General features: G+C 42.5%; 10 protein-coding genes and 2 pseudogenes. 5 read left to right on the top strand and 7 right to left on the bottom strand.

Annotated features, from left to right (window positions below; genetic code table 11):
• Positions 1 to 11 precede the first annotated feature (11 nt).
• Positions 12 to 1196 (bottom strand): DUF5009 domain-containing protein, encoded by a 1185-nt coding sequence (locus tag DWW10_RS23090; protein ID WP_118422276.1) that lies wholly within the window; start codon positions 1194 to 1196, stop codon positions 12 to 14.
• A 63-nt stretch (positions 1197 to 1259) separates the two neighbouring features.
• Here DWW10_RS23090 and DWW10_RS23085 point away from each other — a divergent pair, with 63 nt between their 5' ends.
• From DWW10_RS23085 to DWW10_RS23070, 4 genes are all read left to right on the top strand, one after another.
• Positions 1260 to 2852 (top strand): DUF6377 domain-containing protein, encoded by a 1593-nt coding sequence (locus tag DWW10_RS23085; RefSeq protein ID WP_118422262.1) that lies wholly within the window; start codon positions 1260 to 1262, stop codon positions 2850 to 2852.
• A gap of 187 nt (positions 2853 to 3039) precedes the next feature.
• Positions 3040 to 4515 (top strand): glycoside hydrolase family 30 protein, encoded by a 1476-nt coding sequence (locus DWW10_RS23080; protein ID WP_118422263.1) that lies wholly within the window; start codon positions 3040 to 3042, stop codon positions 4513 to 4515.
• Between the two features lie 20 nt (positions 4516 to 4535).
• Positions 4536 to 5783 (top strand): glycoside hydrolase family 5 protein, encoded by a 1248-nt coding sequence (locus DWW10_RS23075; protein WP_118422264.1) that lies wholly within the window; start codon positions 4536 to 4538, stop codon positions 5781 to 5783.
• 27 nt (positions 5784 to 5810) lie between these two features.
• On the top strand, positions 5811 to 8033 hold the full coding sequence (locus DWW10_RS23070; RefSeq protein ID WP_118422265.1) for a glycoside hydrolase family 3 C-terminal domain-containing protein: 2223 nt from the start codon (positions 5811 to 5813) through the stop codon (positions 8031 to 8033).
• A gap of 72 nt (positions 8034 to 8105) precedes the next feature.
• Here DWW10_RS23070 and DWW10_RS23065 read toward each other — a convergent pair whose 3' ends face one another.
• The 5 genes and pseudogenes from DWW10_RS23065 to DWW10_RS23045 all read right to left on the bottom strand — a co-directional run bounded on the left by DWW10_RS23065 (position 8106) and on the right by DWW10_RS23045 (position 15949).
• Positions 8106 to 9134 carry a BACON domain-containing protein gene (locus DWW10_RS23065; RefSeq protein WP_147350490.1) on the bottom strand — a complete coding sequence of 343 codons (1029 nt, stop codon included), beginning with the start codon at positions 9132 to 9134 and terminating at the stop codon, positions 8106 to 8108.
• 17 nt (positions 9135 to 9151) lie between these two features.
• Positions 9152 to 10432 carry a DUF4302 domain-containing protein gene (locus tag DWW10_RS23060; protein ID WP_118422267.1) on the bottom strand — a complete coding sequence of 427 codons (1281 nt, stop codon included), beginning with the start codon at positions 10430 to 10432 and terminating at the stop codon, positions 9152 to 9154.
• 10 nt (positions 10433 to 10442) lie between these two features.
• Positions 10443 to 11312: a zinc-binding metallopeptidase gene (locus tag DWW10_RS23055; protein ID WP_118422268.1), complete on the bottom strand. Its 870-nt coding sequence runs from the start codon at positions 11310 to 11312 to the stop codon at positions 10443 to 10445.
• Between the two features lie 25 nt (positions 11313 to 11337).
• Positions 11338 to 12837, bottom strand: coding sequence for a RagB/SusD family nutrient uptake outer membrane protein (locus DWW10_RS23050; protein ID WP_118422269.1), 1500 nt, complete (start codon positions 12835 to 12837; stop codon positions 11338 to 11340).
• A gap of 12 nt (positions 12838 to 12849) precedes the next feature.
• Positions 12850 to 15949 (bottom strand): annotated as a pseudogene (locus tag DWW10_RS23045) (SusC/RagA family TonB-linked outer membrane protein).
• 484 nt (positions 15950 to 16433) lie between these two features.
• Here DWW10_RS23045 and DWW10_RS23040 point away from each other — a divergent pair.
• A pseudogene (locus DWW10_RS23040) lies at positions 16434 to 16649 on the top strand (carboxypeptidase-like regulatory domain-containing protein); the annotation flags it as partial.
• Between the two features lie 453 nt (positions 16650 to 17102).
• Here DWW10_RS23040 and DWW10_RS26155 read toward each other — a convergent pair.
• Positions 17103 to 17267 (bottom strand): hypothetical protein, encoded by a 165-nt coding sequence (locus tag DWW10_RS26155; protein WP_182021527.1) that lies wholly within the window; start codon positions 17265 to 17267, stop codon positions 17103 to 17105.
• Positions 17268 to 17465 lie beyond the last annotated feature (198 nt).

Raw genomic sequence — 17465 nt, 5'->3', positions numbered from 1 at the left:
TAGGTACGTATTTATACCTTCAGTTTTATTTTAGCCTTCACCAATAGTCCGGTCAGTTGGACGATGATGAGGGAGAATATGAGTGATCTTAATAGACCCGGAGCACCTGCATTCAGGAGTTCGGGGTAGTGCCAGCCCAACAATTGCTGTGCGGCGTACCATATATATGGAATGATATAACACGTAAGCGTGGCAGTCCCGGCAGGTTTGATAATATCGAACCAGGGTGTTTTACCTTTTACATCCGTCAGCCAATAGAACAGGCCGAACAATGGGAAGAATGCAGCAAGGCAATAGAACAGCCAGCTCGGAGTGGCCTGTATCTTTGAGATAATCCAGTGGGGGTGCGAGCAAAGTGCAGCGATGAGCATGATGACACCTAACGCACAAAGGATAACAATGAATTTACGCGGATGTTCCCGGTCGGCATATTTCTGCATCAACAGGGAAGTGAGTACCCCCGACATACCGAATGCATGCAGCGTCCAGTCACTGGGGATGAAAGGCAGAAGGATGATACGTAAACCATATTCCTGTGGGATTAGGTTAGAGTGACTGATCACCGCAAGGAGCACGACGACCAGCCATGCTATGACATTTTTACGTAAACTTTCGCGGGTAAATAGATAAATACCGGCACATACGACATACGTCCAACCGATAAGCCCCAGGATGCCCCACCAACCTTGATGGAAAGGTTTCCCGTTTAAATCTTTATATAGAACGAGGAATGCCAACAAGGCAACGCCAAGCACTTTCATTGCGATGAATAGGTACTTTTTTGACCCTTCAGCCTTCGGATAAACGGCCCAGACCAGAAAAAAGCCGATAACCATCAGGATGCAGAACCACTGGTGGGAAATGCCACCTGCTATGCCACCCGAATTAAGTGAAAATAGCCCCATAGCGATGAGCGCCACCGTACGCCAGAAGATATGGGCAATGACCTGAAGTGTAGTATCTCCTTTCCGGTAACGGTTCTGGATGGCAAAAGAGACAGACATGCCCATGCAAAACAGGAATGCGGGAAAAATGGTGTCGGAGAATCCCATCATATCTTCGTTGATGTTGGCATGTTCGAGCCAGTGGGGGATGTTCTTCAGACCGGGGATGTCATTCACAAAGAGCATGAGAAACATGGTGAGTGCGCGGAATACATCAACCGCGGCCACTCGTTGAGGTGCTAAGTTTTTCATTATAGAATACATTTGGGGGTTAATACTGCAAATATAGGAAACTAATTTTTTATATTTGTCCCCATGAAGGTAAAACTGCTGATATTTCTCGGACTGGCTTTAGTGGGCATTCATGGAATGTCTGCTCCGGTTGATGTCCCTGCGATGGATGGATGGCCTGCTGCCTTGGATGAGGCTATCGGTGCACATCAGGAATATGTGGCAGTGAGGGAAGCTCGCATTGAAGCTTTGAGGTGGCAATTATCGCAGACAGACACGGAGACGCAGGAGTATTTCCGTCTGAATGGAGAAATGTTTCAGGAATACAAGGCATATATATGCGATTCAGCCCTCCTTTATCTAAGTCGTAACCTGCACTGGGCACAGCGTCATGGCGAACAGGAAGCGGCGGATGAAACCCGTATCCGGCGGGCGCATCTGATGTCTTCGGCGGGTATGTATAAGGAAGCCTCCGAGGATTTGGAACAGATAAATCCTTCCAGACTCTCTTCCCGTCTGTTGCCCGACTATTACGAAAGTTATCGTCATTTATACGGTGAATTGGGGGCATATACGCAAGATGCTTTCCGTCGTCGCCGTTATTATGGTTTGTCTGCCGCTTATGAGGACTCACTGATGCAGGTACTTTCCCCAGCCTCCGCCTTTTATCCGGAACGCAGAGAGATGCAGGCAGCTGCCGCCGGTCGGTTGGAGGAAGCTTTGAAGATAAATGATGACCGCCTGGCAAGTGTGCGCCCCGATACTCCGGAGTATGCGTTGGTAACGTATCACCGTTCTTTGCTGTATCATCGCCTGGGAGACTTGGAGAAAGCAAAATATTATCTGGCTTTGTCCGCTTTGACGGATATCCGCCTTGCGATTACAGACCATGCCTCCTTGTGGACTTTGGCACAATTGCTTTATGAGGAAGGAGACATCGAACGTGCTTATCGCTATATCCGTTTTTCATGGAATGAAACCAATCATTACAATGCCCGTAGCCGCAGTTTGCAGACAGCTGGCATTCTGTCGCTTATAGATCTTACCTATCAGGCTATGCAGGAGAAACAGAATGAACGTCTTCGTTTTTATCTCTGGATGATTAGTATTCTATCTCTGCTGTTGGTCGTGGCTGTTGTCTGGATTTACAGGCAGATGAAGCATCTCTCTGTTGCCCGGGCCCATTTGGAGCAGGCGAATGAACAGTTGCAAATGTCTAATCATATCAAAGAAGAATATATCGGGCGCTTCCTGAAACTCTGTTCTACCTACATCGACCGACTGGATGCTTACCGGCGTATGGTGAACAAGAAGCTTACCGGCGGGCAGATGGAAGAACTTCTGAAAATGGTACGTTCACGAGATGTGCTTGATACGGATCTGAAAGAGTTATATGAGAACTTTGATACGGCTTTCCTACATCTTTTCCCTGATTTTGTGGGAAAATTCAATGAACTGCTTCAACCGGAAGAACGGATCATACTCCGCAAAGGCGAACTTCTGAATACGGAATTACGTATTTTTGCTTTAATCCGATTGGGTATTGACGATAGTTCGCAGATTGCCGAATTTCTCCGTTACTCCGTCAATACAATCTATAATTACCGCGCCAAGGTGAAAAACAAAGCTTGTGTTTCGCGCGATGACTTTGAAACATGCGTTATGAAGATACGCTAAGCATACGTCATTACCTTATTTCCTATCCACTTTTTCACTTTCTCTATTGATTTTTATCTACTTGTTATTTAGAGAGTTATCTTCGCTGTATATTTCATCTTATCCACATATTCATAATGCGGAGGTACGTAGTGCCTTTATCTTGCCTACCTTTGGGGGAGATTAATTAACCCTTGAAAAACATACCATGAATTTGAAATTACCTCTTTTATTAGGATGCTGTTTGTTGGTTGCTACTACCACCTGTGCCGGGACTTCCGGTTCATTGGGTGAGGATGCTCCGGGAAAAAACAAAGCGGAAGTTTACATTACGACTGCCGACCGGCAACAAAGCTTTAACCACACTACTCAGAAGCTTTCCAAAGTCTCTGCATCTGAGTCCGTAATCACTATAAATCCTACGGTGCGGTATCAGGAGATGGATGGTTTCGGAGCTGCTGTTACAGGTTCTACCTGCTATAATCTGATGCAGATGACCCCGACTGATCGTGCGAAATTCCTGACTGAAACGTTTTCTGATAAAGACGGGCTGGGATTTAGTTATATCCGCATTTCTATTGGTTGTTCCGACTTCTCACTGAGCGAGTATACCTGTTGCGATACAAAAGGAATTGAGAATTTCGCTCTGCAAACTGAAGAGAAAGAATATGTAATACCTATTTTAAAAGATATTCTGGCCCTTAATCCCGCTATCAAAATATTAGGTTCTCCGTGGACATGCCCCAAGTGGATGAAGGTGAATAACCTGGAAGAAAGGAAGCCATTTGATTCCTGGACAAGCGGACAACTGAATCCGGATTATTATTCTGATTATGCTACTTACTTTGTGAAGTGGATACAGGCATTCCGTGAAGAAGGTATTGAAATCTACTCCGTCACTCCACAGAATGAACCGTTGAATAGGGGCAATTCTGCTTCTTTGTTCATGGGTTGGAAAGAAGAACTGGCTTTTGTACGCGATGCCCTCGGTCCTGCTTTCAAGGCTGCCGGACTGGATACAAAGATTTATGCTTTCGACCATAATTACAACTATGATAATATGGCCGATCAGCAGGAATATCCCGTTAAAATGTATGATGATGAAGTGGCTGCTGCCTTCCTTACCGGAGCTGCTTACCACAACTATGGTGGCAGACGTGAGGAATTGAATAACATTCAGCAGAAACGTCCCGATAAAGAACTTATCTTTACGGAAACTTCTATCGGTATGTGGAATGACGGACGCAACCTGGAAAGGCGTTTGATGGAGGATATGCGCGAGGTGGCTCTTGGTACGGTAAACAATTGGTGTAAAGGCGTCATTGTCTGGAATCTGATGCTGGACGATGAACGTGGTCCCTGGCGTGAAGGTGGTTGTAAAACTTGCTACGGAGCTGTTGATATTAATCGTGGGGACTATAAGACGATGACTTACAATTCTCATTATTATATTATCGGGCATCTGTCATCCGTGGTAAAACCGGGTGCGGTCCGTGTGGAAAGTAAAGGTGTTGACGGGAAAGGATTAATGTACTCTGCATTTGAAAATCCCGATGGAACCGTTGCTTTTGTACTCTTGAACGAGGGAAATGAGGAAACTCGCCTGACTGTAACGGATGGAAAGAATTATGTGGATTGTGTGGTGCCTGCCAAAGCAGTAGCCTCTTATCGTTGGAAGAAATAATCTTATAGTATTAGAATACCATGTTGAAATCGATTTTAGTGGGTACATCCCTCTTGGTAGCTTCCCTTATGTTGGGCAGTTGCGGTGAAAAGGCAGAAAAAATACAGGATTCTGCTGCGTTTATAACCATTCAGGGGCAAGACCTGATAAAGCCTGATGGTACGAAACTCTTTATCATGGGTACCAATCTGGGCAATTGGCTGAATCCGGAAGGTTATATGTTTAAGTTTAGCAAAACGAACTCTCCCCGGTTTATCAATGAGATGTTCTGTCAGTTGGTGGGACCCGACTTTACTGCTGAGTTCTGGAAAGCATTCAAAGACAATTATATCACTCGTGAAGATATTCAGTTTATTAAGAATACAGGTGCGAATACCATCCGTCTTCCATTCCATTATAAGCTTTTTACGGATGAGGACTTTATGGGACTGACTGCCGATCAGGATGGTTTTGCCCGTGTAGACAGCGTTGTGGAATGGTGTCGTGAAGCCGATCTTTATCTGATTCTCGATATGCACGATGCTCCGGGGGGACAAACGGGTGATAATATAGATGATAGTTACGGGTATCCCTGGTTGTTTGAAAGTGAAACCAGCCAACAATTGTACTGCGATATTTGGCGTCGGATTGCAGACCGGTATAAGAATGAGCCGGTAATTCTGGGTTATGAGCTTTTTAATGAACCTATTGCTCCGTATTTCCCGAATATGGAAGAATTGAACGGTAAACTGGAAGATATTTATAAGAAAGGGGTAGCTGCTATCCGCGAAGTGGATAATAACCATATTATTCTGTTGGGTGGCGCTCAGTGGAATGGTAACTTCAAGCCGTTCAAGGATTCTAAGTTTGACGATAAGATAATGTATACTTGCCATCGCTATGGAGGTGATCCTACCAAAGATGCTATTCAAGCCATAATAAACTTCCGCGACAGTGTGAACCTACCGATGTATATGGGTGAGATTGGACATAATACGGACGAATGGCAAGCTGCTTTTTGCCAGACGATGCGTGAGAATAATATCGGTTATACCTTCTGGCCGTATAAGAAGATGGATGGTTCCAGCTTTGTAGGCATTACTCCGCCGGAAAATTGGGCGAATATCCTTTACTTCTCCGAATCTCCACGCACATCTTATAAAGAAATCCGGGATGCCCGTCCCGACCAGATGATGGTACGCAAGGCAATGATGGATTTCATTGAGGCTTGCAAGCTGAAGAACTGTGTGGTGCAGGAGGGGTATGTCCAGTCGTTGGGCATGAAATAATCACTAATAAACTAATTATTTATCCATATGAAAAAAGTATTATTCGGTTTGGCATTCACTGTTGCTCTTCCACTCTTGGCGCAGCAGAAACCTGTATATCTGGATGCTACCAAACCTATTGAAGAAAGAGTAGAAGATGCGTTGAAAAGGCTGACTTTGGAAGAAAAGGTAGCTATGGTACATGCACAAAGTAAATTCAGCAGTGCAGGAGTGTCCCGTTTAGGCATTCCGGAAAACTGGATGACGGATGGTCCTCATGGTATCCGTCCCGAAGTGCTTTGGGATGAGTGGGATCAGGCGGGATGGACCAATGACTCTTGTGTGGCTTATCCGGCATTGACTTGTCTGGCTGCTACATGGAACCCTGATATGTCCCTGCTTTATGGAAAAAGTATCGGTGAGGAGGCGCGTTATCGCAACAAGAATGTCCTTCTGGGTCCCGGTGTCAACATTTACCGTACTCCGCTGAATGGACGTAACTTTGAGTATATGGGCGAAGACCCGTATTTGGCTTCCCGCATGGTGGTTCCTTATGTACAGGGTGTGCAGCAAAATGGTGTAGCTGCCTGTGTAAAGCACTATGCGCTGAATAATCAGGAAATCAACCGTCACACCACCAATGTTATTGTGGACGACCGTGCTCTTTATGAAATCTATCTGCCCGCTTTCAAGGCTGCAGTTCAGGAAGGTAAGACATGGGCCATCATGGGGGCATACAATCTTTATAAAGGACAGCATGCTTGTCATAATCAGTATTTACTGAATGATATTCTGAAAGGTGAATGGGGCTTCGACGGTGTTGTTGTCTCTGACTGGGGTGGTGTGCATGATACGGATCAGTCCATTACGAACGGACTTGACATGGAATTCGGTAGTTGGACGGATGGTCTTGCCAATGGCAGCAGTAATGCTTATGATAACTATTATCTGGCTATGCCCTATCTGGAACGCATTAAATCCGGGAAAGTGGGTACGAAGGAGCTGGATGATAAGGTGCGTCGCATTTTGCGCCTGAGTTTCCGTACAACAATGGATGTGAACCGTCCTTTGGGTTCCATGCTTTCTCCCGAACATTATGAGGCTGCCCGCCGCATTGGTGAAGAGGGAATTGTGCTGTTGCAAAACAAGGGATCTCTGCTGCCCATCGACTTGAATAAAGCAAAGAAAATTGCTGTTATCGGTGAGAATGCTGTGAAGATGATGACTGTAGGTGGGGGTAGCTCTTCTTTGAAAGTGCAGCGTGAGTTATCTCCGTTGGATGGCATTAAGAAGCGTGTAGGCGATAAAGCAGAAGTGGTTTATGCTCGTGGTTACGTGGGAGATGCACGTGGTGAATATAATGGCGTAGTAACCGGTCAGAATTTGAAAGACGACCGTACACCGGAAGAATTGATTGCCGAAGCTGTAAAGGTAGCCGCAGATGCGGACTATGTGGTCTTTATCGGCGGATTGAATAAGAGTAATAACCAGGATTGTGAAGATACGGATCGTGCCGGTCTTGGTCTGCCTTACGGACAGGATGCTGTTATCACGGCTTTGGCAAAGGCAAATAAGAACCTGGTGGTTATTAATATTTCCGGTAATGCTGTAGCTATGCCTTGGATTGCAGAAGTTCCTTCTGTGATGCAAGCTTGGTTCCTGGGTTCGGAAGCCGGAAATTCTATTGCTGCTGTACTGGTGGGGGATGCCAATCCTTCCGGTAAATTGCCTTTCACCTTCCCTGTACGTCTGGAAGATGTTCCGGCTCACAGTGTAGGTGAGTATTTTGCTGAGCGTAGCAAGAAGGTGGTAGATATGAAGTACAATGAAGGCATCTTTGTTGGCTATCGCTGGGCAGATATGCAGAAGAAAGTGAAGCCGTTGTTCCCCTTCGGGCATGGACTGTCTTATACAACATTTGCTTATGGAAAGCCTGCTGCCGATAAGAAAGTAATGTCTGCCGATGATCAGATCAGTTTTACTGTAACTGTGAAGAATACGGGTGACCGTGAAGGACAGGAAGTGGTACAGTTATATATCAGTGATAAGAAATCTTCTTTGCCTCGTCCTGTTAAGGAACTGAAAGGTTTCAAGAAAGTGAAACTGGCTCCGGGAGAAGAGAAAGAAGTTACATTTACTGTAGATAAGGAAGCTTTGAGTTACTTTGATGATGCCCAACATGCTTGGGTAGCCGAGCCGGGTAAGTTTGAGGCTGTGATAGCTGCTTCGGCGGCAGATATAAAAGGTATAGTGCCGTTTGAATTGAAGTGAGACATTATTTAAAAAACCGCATCCATCCCGGATGCGGTTTTTTTCAGAGTAATTAATGTAAAAGTCACAAACCTAGTCTGTACTTTTTTCCAGATGAGTTTGCATAACAATGTCAGTAGCAGTACCATAGCCTCCCTTATATGTGCTATTTGAAGGAGTCCCGGTAAATTTGCCATAATAGAATCCATCCACATGTTGATCCTGCCATGTGCCATTATCAGCAAAGACAAAAGTCATATTATAATTTTCATCTGTAGCTATAGGAGCAACATATTGCACAGTTGTTCCCCATCCAAGTCTTCCGGCATTGTCATAAGCACACAAATAGACTTTATATGGATCAATATCTCCCAAATATTGTCCAAATGAGATGATGAAACTACCTTCACTATAAGTTGCCAGGAAAGAGGCATCCACTGGCATCCCGTTTGTTGTCAATTGATATACATTGGCGGTTTCTGTGGACTCAACTTTGCAGAGTGCGGCATATTGCTTGTTACCATTCGTATATAGCATATCATAAATACCATTCAGGTTCATTTGTGTGAACTCTGCAGTATATGCCACATCACCGTCATCAATGACCACCGTACTTGTTCTATATCCTCCATCCTGAATAGCGGGCGCAATAAATATTACCTGATCCTCATCCCTCCGGTAGGTAATCCATTGAGGAACTGTTATCTTGATGTCCCGCTTTGTATCCAAAGCAAAGGTGGCATCTCCCCCTGCAGGTGCAAATGTTACATCTTTCAGGGTACAAATAAAAGTATCACCCAATTGTGTAACAGGAACTTCTGTCTTTTCATTGGCAGAACGAATAGTAACCATCGTTGTACGACTTGAGATTGAATTGTTCAAGTCTACCGATAAGCTAATATCCTGTCCTGATACGGATATATGACACCATGAATCACGTGCTGTAGCCTCTATCGCCGAAGTAGCAAGTACTTTAATCAAGCCTGCGCCACCTTTATATGTAAACTGGGCTTCTGTACTTATCACAGTTAATTCGGAGCCTTTTACCGCATCATCATCGTCACTGCACCCTACAACCATTATGCAAAGTGCCAGAATTAATAAATTCATTAACTTTCTCATACAGCTTATCCTTTTACTCATTTTTTAATCATACTTAAATATCCGACATATCGTGAAGTTCCCCATTGCTTAAATTCACCGACATAATCATTGCCTTTCATTTCCCATACTATGAGTGAATTAACTTCATTGTCTTCCCATACACCATAACTTTCAAAATCGATTGTGACATCTTCCGTTCCTGAGCGCAGTTTGCTTGCAACCCCGAGTGCGGTATTTTTCCACAAGCTACCCGTATTGGCATCCCAGGCACACAACCACACCTCATTATTACCGGCATTACCTACTTTCTGTGTCATAATCCGGATTCTTCCGGCACTCTTATCGTAATTTACTACCAATTTGTAATTCGGATTAAATCCGTTCATCAGGAAAGATGTCTGACTTTCCTCCTCAAGCGTCACCGGTATTCTGCCTCCGGTATACACAAAGTCCCATGAACCCAGAAAGTCTTTATACTTCATATATCCCTCCGGCAGTTCATTTGCTGTGAGCTTGACGTCGGTAGCCCCCGTATCGATACAAGTAAACGTTTTAGTCGTACTATCCCACGTGAAGTTTTCCAATGTTTTCCCCATCACTTCTATCGGTTCATAGAACTTGATACCGGTAGCTGTGAAAATATAGGGACCCGATACCGACTCCGTTTCCTTGTTTTCGGTTTCATAACTGAAATGGAATACATGGTCTTCCATCGGAACGACAAACGTTTTCCCACCAATATGAGCCGTATATGTGGTCGTAAACGTTTCTTTCGACAACTTAACCGTTTTATCCAGAAGCACCGTTGGAGGTTCGGTCAGACGTGTCATCTTTATGATATTATTTGTCTTCTTTCCTCTAAGGATAATTTCATTATCAGTATGCGACCGGAATAGAAATTCATAGTCCCCCTCATAACCTTTACCTTTTCCACCTCCATCTATGATGTCCGGATCAGAAAAATGATGAAACAATTCATTGTATGTGTCGAAATTTAGTGTCGGACCTATATCTTTTTTCAAAGAATAAAGGCTGGTTACCTCTTTTTCTGCTTCCTCAAATGCATCCGTAGATACTGTAACTTGGTCACCATCTTTAAATTTCATAGTAAAAAGATATCCCCCATATGCTTGGGTAGCCGAGGGGTAATATTCCATGACCCATCCATGTTCTGCACTTTTCAATAAGGCCTGATACTCGGCTAAAGCTTTCTCTACGCGCACAGATGATGGTTCATCAAACACGTCATCCACATCCTGAACGCACGAACTCAGGAGTATGGAGAAAATAAACAATGTATATATTATTCTTTTCATATATCAATTATTAAATATTATCTAAATCAAGCTTACTTATCTCGGCACAACGCCTGCTAATTACACTACGCAGCAATTCGATGTCTATACCCCAGGACTCTTTCATATACTTCCTTACGATATCCAGCTTTTGGTAAATGATAGCACTGCCTTTTTCACCGGCAAGACTGATTACTTCATCCCATTGTTCAACAGGATAGGTCAGGTAACAAGCTGTTACCTCAGCGATGTCTTCACGGGGCTGGCTACCGGCATACGGAGTGACGAACCCCAGTGGGGCAACGGTCTCAAGACTACGATTTTGCCAACCTGTAGGTACATAGTTTCCAGCACTGATCTTATCAAACTCTACCGTATAGACCTTCTTCTGATGCAGGATATGCGCAAATTCATGGTGCATCACCTTAAAATAATATTCATTCAGTTCATTCACATTGGTTGGGTCAAGCCAGTTGCCCATATAGAGGGTGACTTTCAGTCCACCTTCTGCTGTTCCTAAAGTGAAAGTTGTTTTATCCCATGATGCCGAACCAATTAGATGGATTACCTTAGGGGCATTGGCACGTGTAAAGTCAATGCCTCCTACTTCATCATATACTTCCAGCCATGCATGTTTCACTATCTTAGCCAGTTTGACACTAAGTTTGAAGTCCGTAGGAACCAGATTGTGTGAATAATCTGATTCGATATGCTCCATCCTGTAAATAAAATTAATATTGTAGGTGTCTACATAGTTTTCTTTCAGCCATTTGTCAAAGGCATTACGTTCTATCTCCGAAGTATTAAAAATACTATTATCCTCATCCGGCTCATTGTCGTCACAGGCAGAGAAACCTATTCCGAACATAAGCATCAATATATATATATACCAATTTTTCATAAATCTTCGTTTTTTAGCGGTTTAATTATCTGGGATTTCTTTCCATGCCGGCTGATATAACTGCTGCCGGTATCTGTATAGCTTTTCTCAGGTCGTGAGATTCCAGTACAATAGGGGATTCTCCATATAGTTCACGCTTAATCTCCAACCCAAAACGCTTGATATCCAGCCACCGTTCACCTTCATGAACCGTTTCTATACGGCGGGCATGTATCACGGCTTTCAACAAATTGGTTTGCAATCCCGGTTCTATGTCGAATTTCGGGTTTAACGGCTTTCCGTTTGTGTTCGGGTTTACAGTTGATTCATAGAAAGTGTTCAGGCTTTCCATATCCGGTATTTGCGGTGCCATCTTTGTTTTGCACCAATATTGCAGGTCTCTCACTCCTTTATCATATTGTTTAGCCAATATATATGCTTCAGCACGGTTTAAAAGCGTTTTATCACTGGTAAAGGCAAATACAATCTGTCGGTAATATCCGATGCCCAGCACAGCATTAGTCGTCTCAAACATAGCGTCCATTTTGGGAACAAAGATGGACTGATCTCCAAATCCCAGAACTTTATCATAAGCCATAAGATGTCCCCATGCCGCAGGCGACCAGATTGTTTCCTCTTGGCACAATGTCCGGTTATGTCCATATCTTTGGTTTGTATACTGGTTTCCCCAGCCTGAAAGCGCTCCTATCAGCATCAGATTGGCCGGTTCATCTTTACTAATAAAAGCCAGCGTATACTCTTTGGAACTGGGGAACTGGCTATACCCATCCATGTCCCTTAATAAAGGACTTGGATCTTCGCCAATAGCTTCTGTTGCATATTTTATTGCTTTTTCGTACTGATTATAGAACAGATTAAACTGGGCTGCAAACGAGTATGCGGCTCTCTTGTTGAAATGATAAAGCGGAACATCATAAGCTTCATCGCTTATCAAAGGAAGAGCCTCTTCGATGTCTCTGTTTATTCTCTCATACGTTTCTTCTAAAGTCCCTCTTTCATACTTCACCCCGATGGAAGTTTCAGGGGCAGTTATATAAGGTATGCCCAAATCTTTACCAGCATCATCGCCATACGCCATGCAGAATACATTGCTCAATAGAAAATGCCCGTAAGCACGGCAAATCAGTGCTTCACCCCTATACGGCAGTGCCTCTTCCGGTTCGCCTAATTCCTGAATGGCAACTAAAGCCTGATTGGCTGCTGCAATTATCATATAACATCCATCCCACATGTAGTTAGGGGTGTCTTGATCGATATCAGTTATATCCTCCCAACGGAAGGATTGTATCATTTTGTTATTCGGCAAGCTATACTTGTCTCCATTATCCATCCGGTTATCCGACATCATTTCTTCCATCAGTAATGCAGAAGATTTCGGATAAGCAGATACCAAAAGGTCTTTTACTTTTTTCAAAGAATTTACTTCAGCACGTTTATCAGGCATTGTATCCAAAAAGCCATCACAAGAAGTGATGCTTCCTAAGAAAACAGCCAGCAAGGATATGATTATAATTTTTGTTTTCATAAGTTTCAATATTTAGAATCCTAATCTTAAAGTTAATGTAAATTGTTTGGGTACGGGAGCCGACACACCACCCGAACGGAAAAATTCAGGATCTTGTCCGTTCAACTTTGAGTCTGCATAAAGCAAGAATAAGTTGGTGGCTTGCAATTTCAGTGAAGCATTACTGATAGCTGTCCCTTTCAATAGAGAACGCGGGAAGTCATAAGAAAGGGAAACTTCCTTCAAGCGGATAAAATCTCCTTTGGCAATACGGGCAGTCGAATAATTATAGGCGTTATAACCCAGGTTCAGATTGCCATATTGTTTATTTTCAAATGTGCTGGCTATTACCGGGACATCGGTATGCATCTCGTCGCCCGATAGTCTCCAACGGTTCTTAAAATCTTTTTGTGTTGCATCCAGATCGCTGTATGAGCTCTTGAACGCAGGATCGAGCCGTACTTTGTTTCCTGCGGAATAAGTGATGAATACGTTCAAGCGGAAATTCTTATACGTGAAAATGTTACCAAAACTACCCGTTATAGTAGGGTCTGACGGACCTTCGTATTTCAGGAAATCTACATCTTCCGACTCCTGGAAATTCAAAGTACCATAATTCTTTTTGGTTACCTTCGTATCGCCGAACATGAAAGTGGGGAATCCGTCTTCGTCAAGTCCTTCAAAAGGAATGGAGAACAACCCTCTTGCCGGATAGCCTTCGCGTGCAAAACCTACTCCGGCAATAAGTGAAAATACAGTTGAACGGGATTTAAAGTCTGTTACCTCCGTCTTATTATACCCGAAGATAAAATCAGTGGACCATTTAAAGTCTTTTGTCTCAATGTTTCTGGTTGACAAAGATGCTTCAAATCCATGAGATTTCATAGAAGCCACATTTGCATAGCGTTCTGTCTGTCCTCCCACTCCTTGCGTGGTAGTGATGCCAATCAAATCGTAGTTGTCACGCTTATACCAAGCTGCTTCCACATTAATCCGGTTGTCAAGAAATCCCATATCCACACCGATATTCAGCTCATGCTTCTTCTCATAAGTAAGATCTGCATTTTCCAAATCATCAATTTTCAACCCTGACTCCGCTACACCTGCCGACGGACGCCAGGGGGTATAATTCTGGATGATTACTAAAGAATTGGAGACATTGCTCGGACCGACATCTGCCGTTAAACTATAAGACGCTTTCAGTGTAAAATGTGATAAAGCAGGTTCTAAATCCTTAAAGAATTCTTCTTCGTGCATGTTCCATGCACCTGCTATGTTCCAAGTGGGCAACCAGCGGGCCGAACGAGATTTACCTAAGCGATTGGAGCCTTCATAACGTCCTGTAACCCGTCAGGGTATAACGTCCTTTATAAGAATAAGTTGCTGTCCCGAAGAAAGCTACATTTCTCTTTTTGGTATTGCTCAAGCTATAATAGTCGGAATTACCTTCACGCATCTTCTTAAAGGCAAGATAATCAAAAAACGGAATTTCTCCATTATCATATTGCATGCCCCAGCCATCAAAGCTGTTACTGGAACGGTCTTGGGCATTTGCTTCCATACCACCATATACATTTACGATATGGGTGTCTTTGAAGACATCATTCCATGATACGGCAGCACGGAAGTCATAACTTAGCATTTTATACTGAGTGGTATTATAGAAACCACCCTTGGGGAGAATACTTACAGGTAATGAATAAGGATCATCAGGGTCTTTATAAAGCCATGAATTGCTATTGATAATAGTGGCATCACTCATAGCACGGTAAGCCAAAGCCTGGTTTGAATTCTCGCGGATCTTGTGTTCTTGTGAAGTCGAAGAATATTTTAATGCACCTAAAGCACTGACTTCCAGTTTTGGCAAAATCTTCCATTTCATTTCGCCCTGAAATTTCAGGTCTACTACATCCAATGAGATGTTGTTTGTGTTCAGTTCATTGAAGATATTAAAATCCGAATAGTTACGCATATAGTAGGTATTGGCATCCAATGTTCTGGAGGTGTTCAATGCGTAACTGTAAGGATTGATGTCAAATCCGCGGGTAACTTCACCACGGACTGCATCCATGCTTTGTCCCAATGTTCCGGGAGCTTCCTGCTTGCGATAAGATGCATTGGCAATCACATTAAGAGAAAGATTCTTTAGTATGTTATAGCTATTATTCAGATTGGCTGTATAACGCTGTACTTTGTTTTTAACCATCCACCCCGGATCATTCATGGCACTCACCGACACATAAGAGGTTGACTTCTCATTTCCCATTGCATAACTGATAGAATGGTTCATCATAATAGAATTGCTGAAAAGCATGTCAAACCAGTCGGTATTCCTCATTTCAGCCTTACGCAGATATTCATTCTGTGCTTCAATGGTATGAGCCAGGCCAAACTGCCCGTTCGTTTTGTCATACCAGTTATTTAATTGGAACATTTTACCATACACGCCACTGTTTGACGCCCGGTATACACTTGCGAAGTTAAGCCATCCTTTATCTCTCATTTCCTGATAAATGCCCATCTGATCTTGAGAATTCATCAAATTAAATTCACGGTAAGAGGGCTTCATTCTCATTGTAAACTCACCCGTATAGCTTAACTTACTGGTCCCGACTTTACCTCTTTTGGTAGTAACAACAATTACACCAGCCATAGCACGCGCCCCGTAAATAGAAGTGGCCGAACCATCTTTTAATATTTGGAAGCTTTCAATGTCATCGGCATTTAATCCAGCTATAGCGGAACTGATTAGAGTCACAGCATCACCCGATGAAAGTTGGTCGGCACTCACCTCCACAACGTCATCCATAATAACGCCATCTACCACCCACAGGGGCTTTGAATTACCATAGATTGATGTAGCTCCACGTACACGGATTTTGGGTGCAGTACCGAATGTACCCGAAACGTTTTGTACCGATACTCCCGCAGAACGCCCTTCCAAACCACGGCTAATATCAGCTAAACCATCCAGCTTAACATCTGCTGCGGTCAACCTATCAGCAGCACCTGTAAACAAGCGCTTATCGACTTTGGTCATACCTGTAATAACGACCTCGTCAAGCACTTCTGCATCCGGCTTCATTAGAACTTTAATCAGTCCGGTTTTAATAGGGATTTCCTGTGTTTGCATGCCTACAAAAGATATCTGCAAAGTTCTCGCAGAACTTTGCAGATTGCATTTACAAAATATGATAAATACCTCAGTTTTGCATTTCAATTTGATTCAATCTTCTTCTTTTTCTTTTATTAAATTTATACCATAATATCTGGTTTTTAAATGAAAAATTATACCCATGCCTAAATGTGAATAAGCATATTGTTATTAATTTATGATAAATAGCAGATATTTGAGATAATATCTGCGTGTGGAAAAGATTAATAACATGATTAATGTTTTACTATTTGCGTTTATTAATTGTGACGCAATTAATATATTTTAATGATAATTATTTTGCGTCAGTAAAAATATGTTTATCTTTGCAAACTATTGAAAATACGATTAAACACGCTATTATACACGCTATTTAAAAACGCAATAAAAACGCGAATTGATAACGCAGACTAATAACGCCATTAATAACCTTATTTTAAATTTAATACTGAGAGAGGTAAGTATGAGAAGAAAATTAATGTTACTATTCGTCTACCTGTTTACGGGGGTAGGCTTGCTCACTGCACAAACATTAAAAGTGACAGGAGTCGTCATTTTTGAAGAAGACAATGAGCCTGTTGTAGGTGCTACTGTATTGGTCAAAGGAACCAAAACGGGCATTACCACTGATCTGGATGGTAAATTTACCATTCTGAATGTTCCGAGTTCTGCGAGAACTAATACTTACCCGATGTAAAAAGCTGAAGTCTGAAATTATATGGCATAAGCATCGCTCTACATATAAATTTTTCTTCCTTCTTGTTTTAGATAATAATCTTTATTGCCGCATGAACTGCTTATCTGTTCTTTCCTCCGGTTTTCTTTTCAATCTTTATATATTATAGTAATCGCGTGCGTACCTTATAATATCTCCTTTTCTTTTTTCTTTATGCTCTCTCTCAAATGAAAAAACTGAATAAATGGTTATGCATAAATGCGACATTCAGCCATTGGTTTACTAATTTTGTATTCGATATGTTATCATATCATAAATAAACAATTTCCAAATAGTACAATTATGGCTAAAAAAATCCTATTTGGAAGGTAAAGCTTTTTTGTGGTAAAGGTTTCCATGCTGTTTAGAGAAAGAGATTGAAGACTTGAATCGTATAGTGGAGTACTTGTTGCAGTGTCACAGTTGTTTACGTGTGGAATATGAAGAGCGTATACCTTTCTTGACCCCATTCGTGCATATGCTGGTCAGCAACAATGAGGGGTAAGACTGTATGGATTTCGCGCATTTGCCAATACCCTGCATCTGCTTATAGACTTCATGGATGCGGATGGAAATAGACATGTGATAAGCTTTAAAGCATTGAAAAACAGTTGTTCATGGTGCAAATCAAGTTGTATCCGAAGGACTAATTCCTGTTTCCTTTTTTGATTTCCAAATAATACAAAAACGGCTTTTTTTGCGAAAAGTCGTTTTTGGTATATTGGTGTATATATCGGATCTTTGCAGAGTCAAAAAGATAAATTATTTAAAACAGAATTA

Source organism: Bacteroides intestinalis (assembly GCF_003464595.1).
Taxonomy (GTDB): domain Bacteria; phylum Bacteroidota; class Bacteroidia; order Bacteroidales; family Bacteroidaceae; genus Bacteroides; species Bacteroides intestinalis_A.
The sequence above is the reverse complement of the archived record's forward strand: the minus strand, read 5'-3'. Positions and strand labels throughout refer to the sequence as shown.

Excerpts from the sequence above, each read along its gene's own strand:
- DWW10_RS23090 (WP_118422276.1), bottom strand. The coding sequence starts at position 1,196 with ATGAAAAACTTAGCACCTCAACGAGTGGCCGCGGTTGATGTATTCCGC.
- DWW10_RS23085 (WP_118422262.1), top strand. The coding sequence starts at position 1,260 with ATGAAGGTAAAACTGCTGATATTTCTCGGACTGGCTTTAGTGGGCATT.
- DWW10_RS23080 (WP_118422263.1), top strand. The coding sequence starts at position 3,040 with ATGAATTTGAAATTACCTCTTTTATTAGGATGCTGTTTGTTGGTTGCT.
- DWW10_RS23075 (WP_118422264.1), top strand. The coding sequence starts at position 4,536 with ATGTTGAAATCGATTTTAGTGGGTACATCCCTCTTGGTAGCTTCCCTT.
- DWW10_RS23070 (WP_118422265.1), top strand. The coding sequence starts at position 5,811 with ATGAAAAAAGTATTATTCGGTTTGGCATTCACTGTTGCTCTTCCACTC.
- DWW10_RS23065 (WP_147350490.1), bottom strand. The coding sequence starts at position 9,134 with ATGAGAAAGTTAATGAATTTATTAATTCTGGCACTTTGCATAATGGTT.
- DWW10_RS23060 (WP_118422267.1), bottom strand. The coding sequence starts at position 10,432 with ATGAAAAGAATAATATATACATTGTTTATTTTCTCCATACTCCTGAGT.
- DWW10_RS23055 (WP_118422268.1), bottom strand. The coding sequence starts at position 11,312 with ATGAAAAATTGGTATATATATATATTGATGCTTATGTTCGGAATAGGT.
- DWW10_RS23050 (WP_118422269.1), bottom strand. The coding sequence starts at position 12,837 with ATGAAAACAAAAATTATAATCATATCCTTGCTGGCTGTTTTCTTAGGA.
- DWW10_RS26155 (WP_182021527.1), bottom strand. The coding sequence starts at position 17,267 with ATGTCTATTTCCATCCGCATCCATGAAGTCTATAAGCAGATGCAGGGT.